The organism is Methanoculleus chikugoensis, assembly GCF_019669965.1.
Taxonomy (GTDB): Archaea; Halobacteriota; Methanomicrobia; order Methanomicrobiales; family Methanoculleaceae; genus Methanoculleus; species Methanoculleus chikugoensis.
In genome coordinates, this window is the sequence record NZ_AP019781.1 from 1524076 (window position 1) to 1543963 (window position 19888).

A 19888-nucleotide genomic window follows, 5' to 3' on the forward strand; every position below is an offset into this window, starting at 1 on the left:
TTGCAGGAGAACCCAAACCTGGTTTCTCCTAAGTTGTCCCCGTGCAGTGGACCGTGGGAGTATCGCCACGCGGGGAGGGGCTGACGGGGAGGGGGGAGCATCCCCCTCCCCTGTCTCAACACCAGAGCCATGCAGTTCATCATGATCAAGTGGTGCGAGATCACCATACGAACACGGATAGGCCGGCATTCAATATTCCGAGCTGGAATTCCAAAACCCCCTCACTTCGGCTTATAATATCCCCACTTCTCCAGCGCCTCCGAAAGTGCAGGAGCCTTTTTCGCCTTCTCGTCGAGCGTCTCGCCGTCCTTCCAGGCCTCGATCGCCTGCATGGTGGCCTCCGCGCCCGCCCGGGTGCCCTTCGGGTGACCGTGGATGCCGCCGCTGACGAGGAGGACAAGTTCGGTGCCGTAGATATCGAGCACGTCCGGCACGAGCCCGGGGTGGAGCCCGCCTGAAGAGACGGGGAAGGCGCTCCTGATACTGCCCCAGTCCTGGTCGAGGGCCATATGGTCCACGGCGTTCGTGTGCTTCTCGCGGAGCACGTCCGCAAGCAGCGTGGCCTCCGCCCGGGTGCCGACCAGCTTCCCCACAGCGGTTCCGGTGTGGATCTGCGAGACGCCGACGAGCCGCATCATCTTCGCCAGGAACTGCATCGTGATCCCGTGCCTCTCGTCACGGTCGAAGGCCGCGTGCATCGCCCGGTGGGCGTGGATAGCAAGCCCGAGGTCGGAGCAGTAGTCCCGGAGGGTTGCGACGGCCGCCGTCCCTGCCACCACGACGTCGATCATCGCGTAGTTCCAGCCGTAGTCCGCGAGCATCTTCGCCCGCTGCTTCATGACCTCCGTCTCCGCCGTGATGTTGATGAACGCGGACTTCACGTCGCCGGTCTCCTGCTCGGCCTTATCCCGCATCTTCGCCATCGCCCGGACACGGTCCTCGAACCGGTTGAATGGCTGGGACGTCAGGTTCTCGTCGTCCTTGACGAAGTCGAACCCGCCCATCCAGGTCTCGTAGCCGACCTCTGCGTGCTCTTCTGCGGTGAAGCCCACCTTCGGCTTCGGGACCGCGCCCGTGAGCGGCCGCCCACGGACCTTCATCATATCCCGGATCCCCTCCATCCCGAAGTGCGGCCCCTTGAAGTGGCGGAGGTATTCGGCAGGGAGCGAAGCGTCGATCAACCGGAGACGGTCGAGCGCCTTCATCCCGAAGATGTTTCCGGCGATCCCGCTCAGGAGTTGGGGCGCGTTTCCCTCCTCCCAGAGGGCGAGCGGGTATGCGATCTTAACGTAGTTCCCCTCGATCTCGAACGCCTTTGCCTGGAGATCCCGCATCCGGGGCGGCAGGGTAAAGAGCGTCGTCCAGGTTCCGGTCGAACTCTCGGAAGCGATTCTCCCGACCGCCTCCTCCCTGCTGATCCCCTCCGCAGGCTCGAAGTAGTAGAGGGCTACGAGTTCGTCCGGACCGGGGGCGTGATTCAAGTCAACAAACTCTTCGTACCAATCAATCGCCATAGCATCACCTCTGAAAGGATGGGGTTTGGGGGTGAAAAACCTTCCATTCTGAGCAGGGTATAGAATGCCGGAATCACTTTCTCCCTGCAGGCGCCAGGTTTATCCGCCAGCGGGTCGAGAGGAAGACAGAAGGAGTCTTATGGAACGAACCGCCGATAATTTGCGCCCGCTCTTCGACTACGATGCAGAGAGACCGCCCGCGATCGAGATTGCCGGCACCGACGTCTCGGTCAGCGACCTGACCTACCGGACCGCCCCGGGTCGGGGGGTTCGGGCCTACCTGGTGGCCCCGGCAGAAGTTGACCGGTCGAAACGCTCCGCTGCCATTCTCTTCCTCCACCCGGGACTTGGTTCCCGCGCCACGTTCCTCGCCGAGGCCGTGGCCCTTGCCGGGATGGGTGCGGCCTCCCTGCTCGTCGACGCTCCCTGGGCCGCCGATACGGCAGCAGCCTGGGGTCAGGCAGTCACGGATCCCGAGGAGGCCGTGCGGGAGCATAACCGGACGGTGATCGACCTTCGCCGGGGGATAGATCTCCTCGTAGCGCAGCCGGGCGTCGATCCGGACCGGATCGGGTTCGTGGGCCACAGTGTCGGGGCGCTTTTCGGGGCGGTGCTCGCCGGCGTCGATCGGCGTCTTCGAGCCGCGGTCCTGATGGCGGGCACCGGAAGGTTTGTCGACGTCGCCACCGTGAACCTGCCCGACCTGCAGGGCGAGAAATTCGAGCATTACCGCCGGACGCTCGCGGAACTCGACCCTGCCGTCTGGGTCGGCCGTGCCGCACCCGCCCCGCTCTTCTTCCAGGCCGCTCTTCGCGACGAGTTCTTCACGGAGGAGCAGGCCCGGGATTTCTTCGAGCAGGCGGGCGATCCAAAGTCGATAAAGTGGTACGACGCGGGCCATTTCCTTGACGAAACCGCCCGCCGCGACCGTATCGCGTGGCTTATCAAGCACCTCTCGCTGGAGCGGCGGGAGCCGGGCGGTTCCCGGTAGCGGGGCAGGATGCCGAGTTGCTACAAAATGACTGATTTATCATAAAAGATAAACATTATTATCTAGGGACTTCTTACTAATACGTGGCCAGGCATTATGCGTGATGGAACCCTGCCTGCGCCTCGTCCGTCATACCCTGCAGCGCGCTACTGCACGTCCGTCATACACCCACCCAATCATTTTTTAGCGTTCACTCGGAGATCCCGTCGAGAACCTTCTCGATCCTATCCACCTTCGCCTCGATCCGCTCCACCGACTGCCGCAGCATCTGCAGTTCCGCGCCGGCACCCTTCTGTTCGGCGACATTCGCCACCTGCCCCTCGATCCACTCCTTGATCCTTACGGCAATGATGATGAGCAGCGTCAGGACGCCGAGATTTATGATAATAATGAAGGACCCGGCGAGCACGGCATTCAAGGAGTTCGAACCGCCAAACAAGCCGGCGATAAGGCTGCTGATCACGAGAAATGCGATGACGGCGCCCCACAGCGCCTTCAGCATGAATTTCCATCGTTCCTGTTGCATCTTACGATCTCTCCAATGACAGAATCATGTTCAGGTCCAGCACCAGCTCGAACGGCACCGCCCGGTAACACCGCCGGAGATACGGCGGCTCGTCTGACGTCCTGCTGATCCCCTCCGCGAGCCCGGACTTTTCGAGCTGCCGCAGGTAGATGGCGGCCAGCGGGCGCGATATGCCGAGCTCTTCGGCGATCTCGCGGGCGTACTTCTCGTCGTCTGCAATTGCCCTGAGCACGGCAAGCCGCTGCTCATTCCCGAGCAGGGAGAGCAGCCGCGCCAGTTCGGGGAGGGTGCTGAAAGATAATGTCAACAGGTGTTGATTATTTTTTACAGGTATCAATGTTGCGATCCGATGCCTTGTAATGGCCGCCCGGACTTTCATGGCAGGGAACCCCCCTGTTCCGGCAGATAGGCCGCGCTCGCTCACTCATCCTATCCGGCATCAGATCGTAACCTTCTTCCGGCCGGGTGTGTTCACGCGGCGCAGGTGATTGGGGATGGCCGCCAACAGGGTAAGAAAGAACACACAGCCCGAGATCAACGCCCGGATCGATCGCGAGATCCTGAAGAGTCTCCGTCATTTTGCCGCACAGGATAATCTCGAGATAACCAGACGTATCCGTGAACTGGACCGGGGATGGGACGTCGAGCGGGCGCTGGAGGCGAACTCGGCATCCCTAGGGGCAACGGGACTCACTCCGGCGTTCTCCGCGACTGCCGGCGGTTGATCCTGCCGGGCCTTGTCCTGCCGTTCCTGCTGCAGCATGCCGTGCAGGGGTGGTGTCCTCCGCTCGAAGTCCTCCGGTGACCGGGAGAAGTACGCCCTGAAGGTACTGCGCGGCGACTCCGCGAACCTTCATCTCTCTGCCGGAGGTTCGCCGGTGCATCGTACGGAGGCGGCCCTCCGGGCAGCGGATGCATGAAACAGGTAGCGGCCGGGGAGAACTTCCGGGAGGCGATATGCCGCCCCGGAATCGTCCGGTGGATCAGGAAAGGTGGGTGTAGGAGAGCCACGTTACGCGTTCTCCCCGCCGGCATCGGACCCGGCCTTTTGCGGTGATGGCATCTGCGTGGGCATCGCCCGGATCCGGGGTATTCGGGGCAATCGCGGTACATGCCTGTGAGGTTTCGGCCGGTGGATCTTCTCCGGCCCGTCGCATATGCCGGAAGCGCGACGGAGACCGGGAAGAACCGCTTCCGGCCCGATTAACGTGTTGCCCCTGCGGTGGGAATGGTTCCGCACCGGCATACAGAACTCGGGGCCGGAGAATGATATATTGTTACGGCAGCCGTGGTGGAAGCGTTGAACTGCCCGGTTCAATGCTTCCCGCGGATATCCCGGATATATTCAAGCGCGAGCAGCGCGTCCTCGCGTTTCCGGTCGACGGCATGTTCGTCGGCAAACGCCAGAAACCGGGTGAGGTCCTCCGGGTCCGCCTTCCCTTCCGCCGCCTCGACGACCGCATCGTAGGTCCGGTCGGGGAAGTAGAGCTCCCGGGCGGCCTCGAGGAGCCCCCGGGCTGCATCGGCGCCGATCACGTTGCACTCAAGCGCCTGCTGGATGGTCGCCCGGATGTTCACGAGCGGCTCAGAGAGCGGAATGAACGTCTCGGGGTCGAAGAGGAGCGCCACCTCGTCGTCGGCGACGAGCCTCCCCTCCCGGTAGGCCCGATAGATCTCCCCGACCCCTTCCATCCCGAGGCTGTCGAGTTCCGCGGCCCGCAGGGCTCCCATGCTGGAGGCGCCGATGACCCGCACCCCGGCCCGGAGGACGGCAAGAATCTCCCGGTGGGCGACGGCGCAGTCCTGGAAGAAGACGCCGTCGATGAGCCCGATGATCCGGGCACCGTCTTCGGCAGCCCGGGTTATGTCGCCCCGCTTTGCCGGAGGGCGGTAGTCGGCGTCGAGGATTGCCCGGGCAGTCTCGCGGTCACAGCTGGGACCGAGGAAGACGACGACTCCGCGCGTCACGGCACCTCCTCCCCATTCGGTCCTGGTCCATCGCGTACATCTCGAGCCCCGGCACGATCACCCGGACGACCGGGATGCCGATCTCCGGCCGCGTGAGGTCGACCACGATCACCCGGGAGAGCCCGGCCCTCCCGAGGCGCTCGGTGACGTGGTTGATGTCGGTGAGGAAGTCGTCGCTGTCAAACGACGGCATCTCCGGGAACCGGACCGTCTCGCTCTCCGCGAACCAGTGCCGGTTCAGCCGCTTCGTCCGCTCGTACCCGATCATCTTTCTGACGTCCGCCGTATCGGTGTCTTCCCTCGCGCCGTGAATCTGCGTCAGCCTGCTCTGGGCGACCTCAGTGAGCGCCCGGAGGACCGCAATCCAGGCGCTCGTATGCGACCCCATCCCGATCGTGAGGAGCGCCGGGTCCTTGAGCACGACGTCGTCGGCCACCGCGGCCACCGTGGGGATCCCGATATCGCTCGTGATATCCTTCAGGGTCACCTCGACGCCGGCAGCTGCGAACTTCCCGAGCAGGTCGGCGGCGAGCCCGTCGTCGATCCCCTCGATCCGGGGGCCGGTATTCCGGGTCACCTCCACAAGCGACCAGGCGTCACGCTCGACCACCTCCATCAGGGCGTGGAAGGTCGCCTCCTCGAGGGTGTTTCCGGAAGCAAGTCCGTTGGTGTTGGTCCGGAAGAGGCGTCCGCAGGTCACCGGGAGGGGGTGGTAGACCGCGTGGGCGGGAACGAGCACCTCCTCCTCCTGGACGATATCATACCCCTCAACCCAGGGGACGGCTATATCGGGCGGAACCCGATCGGGCAGGATCAGGTCCGCCGGGTCGATAGCCATCTTCCGGGCCGAGACCTCGCTGTACCGCCCGACGACCGTCTCCCGGCCATCCATCTCGCCCGAGTAGCGCTCGATCCCCTCCATCACGGCGGAGACCTCCGCCTCGATAGGAGTGGCGCCTTTCCCGTTGTAGACCGATATCGCTCCGGCCCCGGCGGTCGGCCGGATGCTCGAGAAGACCGGGATGCCGATCCGGTCGAGGTTCGTGATGTCGGCGATCCGGGTGATCCCCGCCGCCGGGAGCTTCGCCCGCGCCAGGCGGAGCGTCTCTTCGGGCGGGATGGTGCGCTGGGTCTCGTTCGCGTAGGCCTTCCGGCACGACTGCAGCCGGATCATGCATCGCCCCCGTAGGACTCGCCCGGCACCCAGCGCTCGCCGTCCTTCCCGATCTCCTTCTTCCAGATCGGCACGCTCTGTTTGATCCGCTCAAGGATGTACTCGCAGGCATCGAAAGCCTCCTTCCTATGCCCGGCGCCGACGACGATGAGGAGGATGTTCTCCCCGACCCGGAGAGACCCGACACGGTGGACGATATCCACCGACTCGATCGGGTATTCCCGCAACGCCTCGTCGCGGATTGCCTCCAGTTCACGGACCGCAACCTCCTCGTAGACTTCCAGTTCCATCCGCTCGATACCGTCGTCGTCCCTGACGACACCGCAGAAAGTGACCAGGGCTCCCATGCCCGGCCTCTTCGCCGCCTCGATCATTGCACCCGCGTCGATGACGTCCCTGGTGATGCCAATCATAACCTCATACCCCCTTATCCGCCCGCGACCGGCGGGAAGAGGGCGATCTCGTCCCCATCCGCAAGAACAAGAGCATCGCGGTCGATTTTTCCGATCCGCTTCCCGTTTCGCATCAGGATGACGTGCGCCCGGAGCACCCCGGTCTCGTCGAAGATTGCATCGCCCTCGTCTCCGGCACGCTCCCGGAGCGTGGCGAGAACCGCTGCCATCGTTGTCCCGTCGGGGAGATCGAGCGTCAACCCGCTCCCGAGGATCTCCCGGAACCGGGCGAACGCCTTCACCCGGATCTTCATAGTCTCACCCCTTCACCGCAGACGGGGCAGTCCGGCCGCCGCTCCACGGCATACGTCTCAAGCGTCGTCGAACGGCCGTCCCAGATGAGGAGCCGGTCCAGCAGGAGGTCCCCGGTGCCGGTGATGTACTTGATCGCCTCGTTCGCCTGAATGAGGCCTATGATCCCCGGGGTCGTCCCGATGACCGGGAAGACCTCGGCGGGCGGGGCCTCCGGGAAGAGGCACTCAAGGCAGGCAGTCCGGCCGGGGATGATAGTCGTTGCCTGGCCGTCGAATCCCCGGATTGCGCCGTGCAGCAGGGGAACACCCGACCGGAGCGCCTCCCGGTTCAGGAGGTACCGGGTCGGGAAGTTGTCCATCGCGTCCACGATCAGGTCGGCCTCGCCCACCAGGTCCCGGACGTTCGCCTCGTCAATCGTCGCTGCAAGGGCCTCGACCCGGATGTCCGGGTTTGCCTCCCGGAGTTTCGCCTCCGCTGACCCGGCCTTCGGCGTACCGAGATCCCTCTCCCAGTGGAGGACCTGCCGGTTCAGGTTGGTCCGCTCCACGGTGTCCCGGTCCACAAGACGAATATCGCCGACACCGGCGACGGCAAGGTAGAGGGCGATCGGGCAGCCGAGACCCCCTGCCCCGGCGATGAAGACCTTCGCCTTCTTCAGCCGTTCCTGCCCCTCCTCGCCGAAGAGGAGGATCTGCCGGGCGTAGCGTTCCCGTTCCCGCTCGGTGAGCATACCGTTATCCTCCGTTCGCGGTCGGCGTCCCGTACCGTGCCCGGTAGTCGTCGATCGCCTTGTGGATCCCCTCTTCGGCGAGAACCGAACAGTGAAGTTTCTGGGGGGGCAGCCCCTCCAGCGCCTCGGCAACCGCCCGGTTGGTGACAGCCCACGCCTCTTCGAGGGTCTTTCCCCTGACGAGTTCGGTGGCCATCGAGCTCGACGCGATGGCGGCGGCACACCCGAAGGTCTTGAACTTTGCATCCACGATCCTGTTCTCTTCGATCCGAAGGGTTATCCGCATGATGTCGCCGCAGGCCGGGTTTCCGACCTCACCGACACCATCCGCATCCGGGATCTCCCCCATGTTCCGGGGGTTCATGAAATGATCCATGACTCGTTCGCTGTACATAGCAATCACACGTTATCGTTCCGGGTTGAGCGGCGACATCTTCCGCAGGCGCTCAATTACCCGGGGGAGGACGGAAAGGACGTAATCGACGTCGTCATCGGTGTTTCGGGAACCGAGGGTGAGCCGGAGCGAGCCGTGGGCGTGCTCGTGCGGAAGGCCGCAGGCGGTCAGGACATGCGAGGGCTCAAGCGACGCTGAGGTGCAGGCGCTCCCCGTGGAGGCGGCGACTCCCAGGGTGTCGAGCGACAGAAGGATCGACTCCCCCTCGACGTAGCGGAACGCGACGTTGACGTTGTTTGCGAGCCGTTCGGTCGGGTGACCGTTCAATCGGGTGTCGGGGATCGCATCCAGGATCCCGCGGATCAACCGATCGCGCATCGCGGCGAGCCGGGGGGCCTTCGCGGGCATCTCGGCGGTCGCAAGTTCGATCGCCTTACCGAGCCCCACGATGCCGGGGACGTTCTCGGTCCCGGCCCGGCGGCCCCGCTCCTGCGCCCCGCCGTCTATGAACGTCCCGACCCGGGTCCCCTGCCGGACGTAGAGCGCTCCCGTCCCCTTCGGCCCGCCGAACTTGTGGGCCGAGAGCGAGAGGAGGTCGATCCCGAGCGCATCCACGTCGATCGGTATCGCCCCAATCGCCTGGACGGCATCGGTATGGAATGGGATGCCGTGGTCGTGTGCAATCTCCGCGATGGCACGGATCGGCTGGATCGTCCCGATCTCGTTGTTTGCGGTCATCACCGAGACGAGGATGGTCGCATCCGTGATCGCCTCCTCGACCGACGCCGGGTCGACCCGCCCGAACTCGTCGACCGGGAGGTAGGTGACCCGGTAGCCCTGCTTCTCCAGGCTCTTGCAGGGGTGGAGAACGGCGTGGTGCTCGATTGCGGAGGTGACGATATGGTCGCCCTTCTTTTTGTTCGCTGCCGCCACCCCCTTGATCGCCCAGTTGTCAGCCTCGGTCCCCCCGGAGGTGAAGAAGATCTCATCCGTGCTCGCCCCGATCGCCGCTGCTACCCGTCCCCGCGCCCTCTCCATCGTCACCTGCGCCTCACGGGCGAGGGCATAGACCGAGGAGGGGTTCCCGAACCGTTCCGAGAAGCAGGGGAGCATCTCTTCGACGACCTCAGGGCAGGTAGGGGTCGTCGCCGCGTGGTCCATGTAAACCGACCGTGATCGCCTGTTAACCGTAGCGTTCACGCTGCACCCCAATCCTGTACAAAGGTATTTGTCCTCCGGAACTAAAATTAACAATTGTTAACATCATCGTTAGATTTGTTCAGAAACCATTAAAAGTTGTGGTATGATGAAACTCCCCTGCCAGTTGATTGTATGGAACGTATTGCCCGCAATCCGTGCGGCTATCGCGGAAGAACTGAATACTATGGGCGTTTCCCAGCTGGAGGCCGCCCGCCTCCTCGATATGACGCCGTCAGCGATCTCCCAGTACCGCACCGGGAAACGCGGGTACCGGATCGTCTTTGAGGGAGAGGTGAAAGAGTCGCTCAACCGGCTTGCACAGGACCTCCAGGCCGGCCGTGTCGACGACCTCGCCTCCCGGATATGTGAGATCTGCACGCAGATCCGCGAAGAGAATCAACTCGGCGGCTCATGCGACGCTGAGACGTAAGGAGGCGTCCACCGGTGGAATCGAGGTGCAGCAGAGAAGCCGTCGTCGAGGCTCTCAGGGAGAAAGGCCCCATCCTCATCGCATACTCCGGCGGCGTCGACAGCGCGCTCCTCGCCGCCCTGGCCGTCCGGGCACTCGGGAAGGATCGGGTCCGGTGTGTCCTCCTTGACTCGCCGCTTCTGCCCCGGCGAGAGATCGAGGAGGCGCGGGAGACCGCTGGCCGGCTGGACCTTCCCCTGGAGGTCGTGGCGTTCCCGATTCTTGAGGATGAGACCTTCCGGGCGAACCGGCCCGACCGCTGCTACACCTGTAAGAAAACATCGGCCCGCCTGCTGAAGGATCTGGCCCGGCGGGAAGGGATCGGCACGGTCGCAGACGGGACGAACGCCTCCGACCCCGGCACGTACCGCCCGGGGCTTGCCGCAAGCGACGAGGAGGGCGTCTGCCACCCCCTCGCCGGGGCGGGTGCGACGAAGGATGACGTGCGCAGGATCGCCCGCGAGTGCGGATTCCCGTTCTGGAACAAACCCTCGGCGGCCTGCCTCGCCACCCGCATCCCCTACGGGGACGAGGTCACGGAGGAGGCGCTCGCCCGGATCGAGGCGGCCGAAGAAGCGCTGCAGGACCGGGGATTCTCCCAGGTGCGGGTCCGCATGCACGGTGACGTCGCCAGGATCGAGGTGCCGTGCGACGCGATAGAGAGGCTCTTTTCCATGCGAAATGTTGTGACGGCCGCACTCCGCGCGATCGGCTTCGCCTATGTCGCCCTGGACCTCGCCGGGTACCGGAGCGGGAGTATGGATGAGGTCTTATGACCATTGAAGACTGTAGAGCGGATTTTCCGATCACCCGCGACCTCATCTACCTGGACAGCGCCGCAACGGCGCTCACCCCGAAGCCGGTGGTCCAGGCGATGGTCGAGTACGACCTGCGATACCGGGCAAACGTCGGGAGGGGCGTGCACCGGCTCGCCGCGGTCGCCACCCACCGCTACCGGGACGCCCGCGACGCTATAAAGTCGTTCATCGGCGGAGAGAGCGGCACCCTTGCTGTCACCCGGAACACCACCGAGGCGATCGGGGCGGTCGTCAACGGCCTCGACTGGCGCCGGGGCGACCGGGTGGCGACGACACTCCTCGAACACCACTCCAACCTCCTTCCCTGGCTCCGGCTCCGCGAGCGGGGAGTCGCGGTAGATATCGTCCGGCCGGACGCCGGGGGCAGCCTCGACCTCGCCGACCTGGAGGCTGCCGTCCGCGACGACACCCGGCTCGTCGCCGTCACCCACGCCTCGAACGTCCTCGGCACCGTCCTTCCCGTCCGGGAGATTGCCGGGATCTGCCGCGACCGGGGTGCGCGGCTCCTCGTCGACGGCGCCCAGTCGGCCCCGCACATCCCGGTCGACGTCGCCGCCATCGGGTGCGACTACTTCTGTTTCTCGGGCCACAAGATGCTCGGCCCGACCGGGACAGGCGGGCTCTGGATGCGCGAGCCGGACCTCGAACCCCTCTTCGTCGGGGGCGGTTCGATCGAGAGCGCGACGGCGGACGGCTACATCCTCGCTCCCGGCGAAGAGCGCTACGAGGCGGGAACGCCGCCGGTCGCCGGCACCATCGGGCTTGCACGGGCGGCGGCGTACCTCCGGGAGATCGGGATGGAGACGGTGCGGCGGCACGAGGAGCGACTCGCCGCCCGGCTGATCGACGGGCTCGCGGCGCTCGACGGGGTTACGGTCGCCGGCCCGGACGCGCCCGGCGACCGGATCGGCGTCGTCTCGTTCACGGTCGAGGGGATGCACCCGCACGAGGTGGCGCAGGTCCTCGACGAGGCCGCCGCCGTCCTGGTCCGGTCGGGGCACCACTGCTGCCAGCCGCTCATGGAGCACCTCGACCTCCCGGACGGGACGGTGCGGGCGAGCGCCTACGTCTACACCACAACGGAGGAGATTGATACGCTGATAGCCACCGTCGAAGAGATCGCCCGGAGGGCGATCTGATGCTCTACCGGGAACTGCCGATCGTCAGGGTCGACGACGAGACGTTCGTCCCCGCAACCCACCCCGTCGTCGAGGAGATGCCGCTCTCCGTGACCGTCAACGGGCGCCACGCCCTCACCGCGATGACGAGCCCGGCGATGATCCGGGAGTTCGTCGTGGGATTCCTCTACACGGAGCGGATCGTCAGGGATCTCGCGGAGATCGAGTCGATCCGGATCGAGGGGAATACCGCGAGCGTCCTCACGAAGAACCCGTTCGCGATCCTGACCTCCCACAAGACCGTCCTCTCCGGGTGCGGCGGGAGCACCTCGTTCCTCGATGCCGGTCACCTCCCCACTATACGCTCCGACCTCACCCTCGCGCCCGAGACGATCCGGGCGGCGACAAAAGAGACGCTTGACTCGGACCTTCACCGGATCACCGGCGGCATTCACCTCGTCGGACTCTTCGACGCCGAAGGCAGAGCGATCCGGATCGCCGAGGATATCGGCCGGCACAACGCGCTCGACCGGGTCGTCGGCCACGGCCTGCTTGAGCAGATCGATTTCTCCCGGACGTTTGCGGTCAGCTCCGGCCGGATATCCTCCGAGATGGTCAGGAAGTGCCTGGTCGCGAACATCCCGGTGATCGTCTCGCGGGGGGCGACGACCACCACCGCCGTCGAGGCCGCAGAGGCGGGCGGGCTCACGATCGTCGGGTTCGTGCGGAGCAAAAAGATGAACATCTATACCGGGTGGGAGCGGGTCCGCGGCGCTTCGCAGGCGACCGCAGGCGAGTGACCGGAGGGGCGGTCCCTTGCCCTGCCCGCCCGGTCGAACAACGGCTTCCATCGGCCGGAGAGATCTGCTGAACGCTTCTGCTCTGCAGTGCCGGGTTTCACGGACACTGGCGAAAAATTTTGAAAAATCTGATTTTTCAGAAATTTTAGATCCCCATAAATACCACCGCTCCCAACCATAGTACGAGAAACACTATGGCAGAGGAGAATACCGATCCGGAACGGTGTCCGTCAGATGGGACGCCGTGCGGGTGCAATCATGCTGCCGTCTGCAGCGTGGAGGCGGTGCTCAGCGTGGACGAGCGCGGGCAGATGGTGCTGCCGAAAGACGTTCGGGAAAAGGCGGGTATCCGGCCCGGCGACAAACTGGCGCTGATCACCTGGGAGAAGGACGGCGAGGTCTGCTGCCTTGCGCTGATGAAGGCCGGAAGCCTCAGTGGGATGGTCAGGAGCGTCCTCGGGCCGCTGATCGAGGAGGCGAAGTGAAGTCATGACATCCCCGTCACGGTCATGCTGCCCGTCCTGCCCGGAGACGGTTCAGCCGGCCTCCGGGCCGGTGCAGGAGATCCGGACGACGGACAGCAGGATCACGCTCGCCGATCGCCTCGATCACTTCCTCGCGCGCTTCGGGGTGAACCGGATGGGCCACCGCGTCGAGCCGGGGCTCTACCGGCTCGGGAACCCGACCGAGGACTCCCCGGTCTTCGTCTCCGCAAACTACACCCTGAGTTTCGATGCGCTCCGGTCCGCGCTCTCCGGCCGCGACGGCTACATCCTCGTTCTCGACACGCTCGGGATCAACGTCTGGTGCGCCGCGGGGAAGGGGACCTTCGGCACCGACGAGATCGTCCGGAGAATAGCGCTCACCGGTCTTGAGTCCGTCGTGAGGCACCGGACGCTCATCGTCCCGCAGCTCGGCGCCCCGGGCGTCTCCGCCCACGAAGTGCTACGGCGTTCGAGGTTCGAGGTGGAGTACGGGCCCGTGCGGGCGAGCGACCTCCCGGAGTACCTCGCCCTCGGGAGAGCAACGCCCGATATGCGGCGCGTCCGCTTCCCGGCCGTCGACCGGCTCGTGCTCGCGCCGATGGAACTCGTCCACGCCGCGCTTCCGACCGTTGCAGGCGCGATCGTGCTCTACCTCCTCGCGGGCCTCCCGGCAGCGCTCGGAGCAGTCGCCGCGGTTCTCGCCGGAACGGTGCTCTTCCCGGCCCTGCTGCCGTTCATTCCCACCCGGGACTTCAGCACGAAAGGGCTCATCCTCGGGGGAATCGTCGCCCTTCCCTTCTCAGCCGCCTTCTTCGTTGAGACTGCCGCGTCCGGGTGGGCCGGGGTGCTTGCCGCGTTCGCACCTCTCCTCCTCATGCCCCCCGTAACCGCATACCTCGCGCTCAACTTCACCGGCTCGACCCCGTTCACGTCGAGGACCGGTGTGAAGCGGGAGATCTTCCGGTACGTGCCGTTCATGGCGGGAATGGCGGTCCTGGGAGCCGCCCTTGCCGCCGTCCTCGGGACGGCGCACCTCCTGGGGGCGGTCTGATGTTCGACTCCTACCGCGAGAATACCCTCCGCTACAACCCGGAGCGGTGCTTCGGCTGCCTGCGGTGCACCGAGGTCTGCCCGCACGGGGTCTTTGCCGAGGGAAACCGGCGGGTCGAGGTCGTTCGGCCGGAGGAGTGCATGGAGTGCGGGGCGTGCGCCCGAAACTGTCCGGTGCAGGCGATTGCGGTGCAGAGCGGAGTCGGGTGCGCCTGGGCGATGATCGGGGCGGCTCTCCGGGGTAAGGATATGGACAGCGGCACCTGCGGCTGCGGGGGAGACGAAGGATCCTGCTGCGGCGGCGACCGGTGAGACCTTCTACTCACCGTCCCGCCCGAGCAGCCTGCAGACCTGGCAGACCTCGCCGCTCGTGAGTTCGCCGCAGATGCGGCAGGTGGAGAGCGCCTTCGCCGGCTCCGCGGAACGAGCCGAACGCCTGACCCCGTCGCGGAACCGCATAAGGCGGAGCATCGTTCCCGGGTGGCGGTGTTCGAGCCCCGCAAGCATCGTGCGCACCTCCGACCGGAGCGCCGTCCCGGCGTAGGGGCACTCGGGCAGGTCGCGGAAGTAACCGCGGAGGAGGAGGTAGGTCACGATCTCCTTCTCGGAGAGGACGGCGAGCGGTTTTATCCGCGGGACGAAGTGCCCGGGCTGCCCGGTCGAGGTGTCCTGGAGAAGGCGGGGGAGGTCGCCGCGGAGGACGTTCATCAGAACCGACTGCGCCTCGTCGTCGAGGTTATGGCCGGTGGCGAGTTTCGTCGCGCCGGTCCTCTTCACCGCCTCGCCGAGCGCCCGCCTGCGCAGCACGCCGCAGACGGTGCAGCCCTGCGCCTCTCTTCCGACGAGCATTGCATCGAGGTCTTTCCCGAAGAGGTCGGCGAACGTGACGATCGCGTGCTCGACGCCGAGTTCGCCCGTCAGGTCTCGTGCGGCCCTGAGGGTCTCCTCCCGGTAGCCCGCGATCCCTTCGTCGATGGTGATCGCGACCAGACTCGCGCCGAGTGTGGGGAGGATGGGGTGGAGCAGCAGGAGCAGGGCGGTGCTGTCTTTTCCCCCGCTCAGGCCGACGGCGACCCGGTCGCCCGGCGAGATCATGCGGTCGTGCTTCATGGCGACGAGGACGCGGGTTTCGGCGTCCTCGATGAAGTGGCCGGCGCAGAGCCGCCGCTCCGGCTCAGTGAGGCGGACGACCGCAGGTTCGCCGCAGAGGGAGCACCGGTTCTCCGCCGAAGTCATCGGCTCACCCGCCGTGCGAGAACCGGAGGATCCTGAGCTCGTCGCCTTCGGTCGCCGTCACGTCTTCGGGGACGATCTTGCCGTTCTTCACGACGATAACGGTCGTCGGATTGATGCCGAACTCGAGGAGGATCTCTTCTATCGGCGCGGAGGTACAGGAAAGAGTCCGCACGCTCCTGTCCGGGAGGATGATCTGCATACTGTACGTGAGTGTTGGTTCCACCGCCCCATAAATATCCTCAAGGTTCAGGGGCGGAATGTAACCGGATCTACAGCGACAACAAGAAATATATGGATCTCCCGGAGATCCGTACACAAGTTAACAATTGTTAAGTCCGCGCCATGGCAGCCACGACAACGGGCGGGAGGGGGAGAACGCATGGACGTCATGACACCTGAAGAGAAAGCATCTCTCGTCAGCATCGGCTCGGCGGGCATCGACGAGGCGCTCGGCGGGCATCGACGAGGCGCTCGACGCGGATCTCCTCCCGACGACGGCGACGGCGGGGCCGGGCGCCGGAGGGTCGTCGATCTTCATCCGCTCCGGCGACCGGCGCGTCCGCCTCTCCATCAACCCTGCATCGCCGCTCCGGGTCGTCCCGGACGGAGATGGGGTCGCCGTCGTCCGGGACGGGGAGACGATTGTACGGGGCAGGCTCGAGCGCCCACTCTCCCACTGCCCGGAGCAGGCCTATATCACCGCCAGCGAGCGCTGCATCTACGACTGTAAGTTCTGCCCGGTGCCGAAACTCGACGGGGCGATCAAGGATACGGAGACGATTATCAGGATGGTCGAGGCGGCTGCCGCCGGCGGGGGCCTCTCTGCAATCTCCCTCACGAGCGGCGTCGCCGAATCGCCGGAGCGGGAGGTGGAGCGGGTGGCGGCCGTGGTGAAAGCGCTCCGGGAGCGGTTCGACCTCCCGATCGGGGTCTCGGTCTACCCGACCGCGGCCTCGACCGCGGTCCTCCGCGCTGCCGGTGCCGACGAGATCAAGTACAACGTCGAGACGATGGACCCAGGCCTCTTCGCCCGGGTCTGCCCCGGCCTCTCCCTTCCGTTCATCCTCGACGCACTCGCAGGGGCGGTGGAGGTCTTCGGGAGAAACGCCGTCTTCTCAAACTTCATCATCGGCCTCGGCGAGGACGACGAGACGGTCAGGGAAGGCGTCGCCCTTCTTGCGAAGATAGGCGTCATCCCCGTCCTCCGGCCGATCTCCGCATCGCCCCTTCGGGCAGGCGAGATCGCCGTCGAGCGTCCTTCGGCGGAGCGGCTTCTCCGGCTCGCGGCGATGACCCGCGAGATACTGGAGCGGTACGATCTCGACCCGCGGCAAGCGAGGACGATGTGCCTCCCCTGCACCGGGTGCGATCTCACCCCGTTCCGGGACGTCTGAGGCGGGGGCTCACCGGGCACACCCATCTTCGCTCTCGTAGCGCTGCAGGATCGAGAGCGCGGTATCCCGGCCGAGCCGGTCGGTGACGAAGGTGAGAAAGACCTCGACGTGCCCGCAAGGGACGCAGCCGAGGCTCTCGCTCCCGTCCAGTATCAGCCCGACGAGATACCGGAGGTCATCGTCGTTCAGCCGCTCCAGCCGTTCCCAGAAGTCAGCGAGATCGGCAGCGTAGTGGTTTGCAAGCGGGGGGAGGATGGACCGGTAGGGCCCTCCCGAACCTGCACAGACCAGCCCCGTGCACTCCGGGGCGGATTTTTTCAGGATCGTCACGTCCCGTTCGGATAAGATTCGCGCCATGGTATCGTCCGGGCACGGCAGCCGGGCCGCACCACATTCACAATTGTTAAGTAAACACAGGGATAACGGTTGTGGACAGGATCGCATCGTCGACCGCAGAAAGGGGTTGTGATACCATTTTGTCTTCCAGTCTCGATCAAACCCTCACCGAACAGATTGCCGCGTTGAAAGAGGAGCGTGACGCCGTCATCCTCGCCCACAACTACCAGATTCCGGCGGTGCAGGAGATCGCCGACCGTGTCGGGGACTCGCTTGAACTCGCACGAGCGGCGGCGGAGTTCGATGCCGGCGTTATCGTCTTCTGCGGCGTCGACTTCATGGCCGAGACGGCGGCGATCCTATCGCCGGAGAAGACGGTCGTCCTGCCCGCGGCCGACGCCTGCTGCCCGATGGCGGAGATGATCACCGCCGGCGAGGTCCGGGTGCTCCGCGAGCGGTTCCCGGACGCCGCCGTCGTCGCCTACGTCAACACCTCGGCCGAAGTGAAAGCGGAGAGCGATATCTGCTGCACCTCCGCAAACGCCGTCGCCGCCGTCGAGTCACTCGACGCGGAAGAGGTGATCTTCCTCCCCGACAGAAATCTCGGCCGCTACGTCGCGAGGTTCACGGAGAAGAAGATCCTGCCCTGGGACGGCTACTGCATCGTCCACAACCGGATGACGGCCGACAAGGTCGCGGCAGCCCGCCGTTCCCACCCGGACGCCGGGGTGCTCGTCCACCCCGAATGCCGGCCCGGGGTGATCGACCTCGCCGATCACGTCTTCTCGACCTCGGGGATGGTGCGGCACGCCTGTGCAAGCCCCCGCAGGGAGTTTGTCATCGGCACCGAGGTCGGGCTCCTCCATCAGCTCGAAAAGAAGTGCCCGGGAAAGGTCTTCTACCCCCTCTCGAAGCAGGCGGTCTGCGTCAACATGAAGAAGACCGATCTCGCGAAGGTGCTTGCGGCCCTCGAGCGGTTCGAGCCGCGGGTGACGGTCCCGGAGGAGACCGCCGCCCGGGCGCGGACGGCGATCCAGCGGATGCTGGACCTTCCCCGGTAGTCCCTCAGATCTTCCCGAGGGTATCCTGCTGACCGAAGTACCGGTCCCAGTCCCAGGGCTCGTCGAAGACCTGCACCTCGACGTCCCGGACGCCGTTCACGTCGAGGACCCGGCGCCGGACCCGGTCGGTGAGGTAGTCGACGAGCGGGCAGGTGGCGGTGGTCAGGACCACCTCCACGAGCACGGAGGAGTCATGAACGGTGATCCCCCTGATCAGGCCGAGGTCGACGACGTCGATCCCGACCTCCGGGTCGATCACCTCCTTGAGCGCCGCACGGATCCTCTCCTCGAGCGCGATCTCCTCCTGGCGTCTCCCGGCAACCAGGCCCGATCGCTCCACCGCCCGGAGCCGCTCCTCGATCCGGTTCTGCCTATCAAGCATGCGGCTGACCACCCGGAGCATCGGGTCGGGAAGGTCGCCGCGATCGAGTTTCTCCTGGCCCTTCCGGCACTTCGGGCCGGCAAGCCTCCCCGGCACGCCCACGACCGTCGCACCGGGGGGGACGGGGTGGACGACGACCGACCCCGCCCCGATCTTTGCCCCTCGCCCGACGGTGATGGGGCCGAGAACGCTCGCCCCCGACCCGATGATGACGCCGTCCTCGATCGTCGGGTGTCGTTTTGTCTGCTCAAGCGCCGTGCCGCCGAGCACCACGCCCATGTAGATCAGGACATCGTCCCCGACCTCCGCCGTCTCCCCGATCACGACGCCCGAGCCGTGGTCGATGAAGACCCGGCAGCCGATCTTCGCGCCGGGGTGGATCTCGATCCCGGTCAGCGCTCGCGAGATGTGGGAGACGAGCCGGGCTGCAAAGTAGAGCCGGCGGCGGTAGAAGGCATGCGCGATCCGGTGCGCCCAGATCGCGTGGAGGCCGGGGTAGCAGCAGATCACCTCGAGCGTCGACCGGGCCGCCGGGTCCTTGTCAAAGACTGTCTGGATGTCTTCCCTGATGGTCACCGTGTCACATCCCCCGTCACGTTCCAAAGAGATCCGTCGAGAGATACCGCTCGCCGGTGTCGGGGAGGATCACGACGATCATCTTCCCCTCGTACTCCCGGCGGGCGGCGACCTCACAGGCCGCATGCACAGCCGCGCCCGAAGAGATCCCGGCGAGGATCCCTTCTTCACGGGCGAGCCGGCGGCTCATCGCGAAGGCGTCCGCGGAGGCGACCCGGAGGACCTCGTCGACGAGATCGGTCCGCAGGACGCCCGGCACGAATCCGGCCCCGATCCCCTGGATACGGTGCGGTCCGGCCGCCCCGCCGGAGAGGACCGGGGACTCGGCGGGCTCGACGGCGAACGCCTTGAAGGAGGGGTTTCGTGCCTTGATGACCTCCGCGACCCCGGTGATCGTTCCGCCCGTCCCGACGCCGGCGACGACGGCGTCGACGGTCCCGTCGGTATCCCGCCAGATCTCCTCGGCCGTCGTCCGACGGTGAACGGCGGGGTTTGCCGGGTTCTCGAACTGCCGGGGCACGAAGTAGGTGTCCGGGTTCTCGGCGGCGATCCGGGCCGCACGGTCGACCGCTCCCCCCATCCCCTCGGCTCCGGGCGTGAGAACCACCTCGGCGCCAAGCGCCGCGAGGAGTTTTCGCCGCTCCACGCTCATCGTCTCGGGCATTACGAGCCTGAGCCGGTAGCCGCGGGCGGCACAGACGAACGCGAGTGCAACCCCGGTGTTGCCGCTCGTCGCCTCGACGATCGTCGTCCCCTCCCGGATCTCGCCGGTCCGCTCGGCCTCGTCGATCATCGCGACCCCGATCCGGTCTTTTACGCTCGCCATCGGGTTGAACGACTCCACCTTGGCGAGAACCGTCGCCCGGGAGCCCTCCGTCACGCGGTTCAACCGGACGAGCGGGGTGTTCCCGATCGTCCAGGTGATATCACGGTATATCCGTCCCGTAGGTATAGCCTCC

Annotated in this window: 26 protein-coding genes; 11 read left to right on the top strand and 15 right to left on the bottom strand. The window is 65.8% G+C overall.

Translation table 11 applies throughout. The features are described from left to right. Positions 1–221: 221 nt before the first annotated feature. Positions 222–1514 carry a type III ribulose-bisphosphate carboxylase gene (gene rbcL / locus MchiMG62_RS07690; protein WP_221056458.1) on the bottom strand — a complete coding sequence of 431 codons (1293 nt, stop codon included), beginning with the start codon at positions 1512–1514 and terminating at the stop codon, positions 222–224. A gap of 139 nt (positions 1515–1653) precedes the next feature. Here rbcL and MchiMG62_RS07695 point away from each other — a divergent pair, with 139 nt between their 5' ends. After that, positions 1654–2505: an alpha/beta hydrolase family protein gene (locus MchiMG62_RS07695; RefSeq protein ID WP_221056459.1), complete on the top strand. Its 852-nt coding sequence runs from the start codon at positions 1654–1656 to the stop codon at positions 2503–2505. Between the two features lie 190 nt (positions 2506–2695). Here the strand turns inward: MchiMG62_RS07695 and MchiMG62_RS07700 are convergent, their stop codons facing one another. Next, entirely contained in the window at positions 2696–3007 is a 312-nt protein-coding gene (locus tag MchiMG62_RS07700; RefSeq protein ID WP_244987625.1) for a hypothetical protein, read from the bottom strand. A gap of 25 nt (positions 3008–3032) precedes the next feature. Beyond that, a complete protein-coding gene (locus MchiMG62_RS07705) occupies positions 3033–3338 on the bottom strand; it encodes an ArsR/SmtB family transcription factor (RefSeq protein ID WP_244987626.1) in 306 nt (101 codons plus the stop codon). Between the two features lie 187 nt (positions 3339–3525). Here MchiMG62_RS07705 and MchiMG62_RS07710 point away from each other — a divergent pair, with 187 nt between their 5' ends. After that, positions 3526–3756 (top strand): hypothetical protein, encoded by a 231-nt coding sequence (locus MchiMG62_RS07710; protein ID WP_221056461.1) that lies wholly within the window; start codon positions 3526–3528, stop codon positions 3754–3756. Between the two features lie 589 nt (positions 3757–4345). Here the strand turns inward: MchiMG62_RS07710 and MchiMG62_RS07715 are convergent. The 7 genes from MchiMG62_RS07715 to nifS are packed head-to-tail and all read right to left on the bottom strand — an operon-like array spanning position 4346 to position 9165. Beyond that, positions 4346–4999, bottom strand: coding sequence for a TfuA-related McrA-glycine thioamidation protein (locus tag MchiMG62_RS07715; RefSeq protein WP_221056462.1), 654 nt, complete (start codon positions 4997–4999; stop codon positions 4346–4348). Continuing rightward, the gene (locus MchiMG62_RS07720) at positions 4959–6173 is read right to left on the bottom strand and encodes a YcaO-related McrA-glycine thioamidation protein (RefSeq protein WP_221056463.1); all 1215 of its coding nucleotides are present in this window, start codon (positions 6171–6173) and stop codon (positions 4959–4961) included. Before MchiMG62_RS07720 ends, MchiMG62_RS07715 begins: the two co-directional genes overlap by 41 nt. Beyond that, the gene (locus tag MchiMG62_RS07725; protein ID WP_221056464.1) at positions 6170–6586 is read right to left on the bottom strand and encodes a molybdenum cofactor biosynthesis protein MoaE; all 417 of its coding nucleotides are present in this window, start codon (positions 6584–6586) and stop codon (positions 6170–6172) included. Before MchiMG62_RS07725 ends, MchiMG62_RS07720 begins: the two co-directional genes overlap by 4 nt. A 14-nt stretch (positions 6587–6600) precedes the next feature. Beyond that, positions 6601–6879 (bottom strand): ubiquitin-like small modifier protein 1, encoded by a 279-nt coding sequence (locus MchiMG62_RS07730; protein WP_221056465.1) that lies wholly within the window; start codon positions 6877–6879, stop codon positions 6601–6603. After that, complete coding sequence (locus MchiMG62_RS07735) at positions 6876–7610, bottom strand: HesA/MoeB/ThiF family protein (protein WP_221056466.1); 735 nt, start codon at positions 7608–7610, stop codon at positions 6876–6878. Before MchiMG62_RS07735 ends, MchiMG62_RS07730 begins: the two co-directional genes overlap by 4 nt. 4 nt (positions 7611–7614) lie before the next feature. Further along, positions 7615–8004: a Fe-S cluster assembly scaffold protein NifU gene (gene nifU, locus MchiMG62_RS07740; protein ID WP_221056467.1), complete on the bottom strand. Its 390-nt coding sequence runs from the start codon at positions 8002–8004 to the stop codon at positions 7615–7617. Positions 8005–8016: 12 nt separating this feature from the next. Next, on the bottom strand, positions 8017–9165 hold the full coding sequence (gene nifS / locus MchiMG62_RS07745; protein WP_221058707.1) for a cysteine desulfurase NifS: 1149 nt from the start codon (positions 9163–9165) through the stop codon (positions 8017–8019). 142 nt (positions 9166–9307) lie between these two features. Between nifS and MchiMG62_RS07750 the strand changes: the two genes are divergently transcribed. The 7 genes from MchiMG62_RS07750 (at position 9308) to hgcB (ending at position 14256) form a co-directional block, all read left to right on the top strand. Then, positions 9308–9634: a transcriptional regulator gene (locus MchiMG62_RS07750; RefSeq protein ID WP_342367205.1), complete on the top strand. Its 327-nt coding sequence runs from the start codon at positions 9308–9310 to the stop codon at positions 9632–9634. Between the two features lie 14 nt (positions 9635–9648). Further along, complete coding sequence (larE, locus tag MchiMG62_RS07755) at positions 9649–10449, top strand: ATP-dependent sacrificial sulfur transferase LarE (protein WP_221056468.1); 801 nt, start codon at positions 9649–9651, stop codon at positions 10447–10449. Next, entirely contained in the window at positions 10446–11630 is a 1185-nt protein-coding gene (locus MchiMG62_RS07760) for an aminotransferase class V-fold PLP-dependent enzyme (RefSeq protein ID WP_221056469.1), read from the top strand. Before larE ends, MchiMG62_RS07760 begins: the two co-directional genes overlap by 4 nt. Beyond that, positions 11630–12409 carry a formate dehydrogenase accessory sulfurtransferase FdhD gene (gene fdhD / locus MchiMG62_RS07765; protein ID WP_221056470.1) on the top strand — a complete coding sequence of 260 codons (780 nt, stop codon included), beginning with the start codon at positions 11630–11632 and terminating at the stop codon, positions 12407–12409. The genes MchiMG62_RS07760 and fdhD overlap by 1 nt, the downstream gene beginning before the upstream one ends. A 194-nt stretch (positions 12410–12603) precedes the next feature. Beyond that, the gene (hgcC, locus tag MchiMG62_RS07770) at positions 12604–12894 is read left to right on the top strand and encodes an HgcAB-associated protein HgcC (RefSeq protein ID WP_221056471.1); all 291 of its coding nucleotides are present in this window, start codon (positions 12604–12606) and stop codon (positions 12892–12894) included. Positions 12895–12898: 4 nt separating this feature from the next. After that, on the top strand, positions 12899–13945 hold the full coding sequence (gene hgcA / locus MchiMG62_RS07775) for a mercury methylation corrinoid protein HgcA (protein WP_221056472.1): 1047 nt from the start codon (positions 12899–12901) through the stop codon (positions 13943–13945). Next, positions 13945–14256 carry a mercury methylation ferredoxin HgcB gene (hgcB, locus tag MchiMG62_RS07780; RefSeq protein ID WP_221056473.1) on the top strand — a complete coding sequence of 104 codons (312 nt, stop codon included), beginning with the start codon at positions 13945–13947 and terminating at the stop codon, positions 14254–14256. The genes hgcA and hgcB overlap by 1 nt, the downstream gene beginning before the upstream one ends. 6 nt (positions 14257–14262) lie before the next feature. On the opposite strand, the gene MchiMG62_RS07785 is transcribed toward hgcB, so the two are convergent. Together MchiMG62_RS07785 and MchiMG62_RS07790 are read right to left on the bottom strand one after the other, a co-directional pair. Beyond that, positions 14263–15180: a TIGR00269 family protein gene (locus MchiMG62_RS07785; RefSeq protein WP_221056474.1), complete on the bottom strand. Its 918-nt coding sequence runs from the start codon at positions 15178–15180 to the stop codon at positions 14263–14265. Between the two features lie 4 nt (positions 15181–15184). Then, a complete protein-coding gene (locus MchiMG62_RS07790) occupies positions 15185–15379 on the bottom strand; it encodes a ubiquitin family protein (RefSeq protein WP_221056475.1) in 195 nt (64 codons plus the stop codon). Positions 15380–15920: 541 nt separating this feature from the next. On the opposite strand from MchiMG62_RS07790, the gene MchiMG62_RS07795 reads away from it, so the two are divergent. Beyond that, positions 15921–16574 carry a radical SAM protein gene (locus MchiMG62_RS07795; protein ID WP_244987627.1) on the top strand — a complete coding sequence of 218 codons (654 nt, stop codon included), beginning with the start codon at positions 15921–15923 and terminating at the stop codon, positions 16572–16574. Positions 16575–16583: 9 nt separating this feature from the next. Here the strand turns inward: MchiMG62_RS07795 and MchiMG62_RS07800 are convergent, their stop codons facing one another. Then, entirely contained in the window at positions 16584–16931 is a 348-nt protein-coding gene (locus MchiMG62_RS07800) for a hypothetical protein (RefSeq protein WP_221056476.1), read from the bottom strand. Between the two features lie 164 nt (positions 16932–17095). On the opposite strand from MchiMG62_RS07800, the gene nadA reads away from it, so the two are divergent. Beyond that, complete coding sequence (gene nadA / locus MchiMG62_RS07805; protein ID WP_244987628.1) at positions 17096–17971, top strand: quinolinate synthase NadA; 876 nt, start codon at positions 17096–17098, stop codon at positions 17969–17971. A 4-nt stretch (positions 17972–17975) separates the two neighbouring features. Here the strand turns inward: nadA and cysE are convergent, their stop codons facing one another. Then, positions 17976–18929, bottom strand: coding sequence for a serine O-acetyltransferase (gene cysE, locus MchiMG62_RS07810; RefSeq protein WP_221056477.1), 954 nt, complete (start codon positions 18927–18929; stop codon positions 17976–17978). Between the two features lie 16 nt (positions 18930–18945). Beyond that, entirely contained in the window at positions 18946–19818 is an 873-nt protein-coding gene (gene cysK, locus MchiMG62_RS07815) for a cysteine synthase A (protein WP_280636147.1), read from the bottom strand. Positions 19819–19888 lie beyond the last annotated feature (70 nt).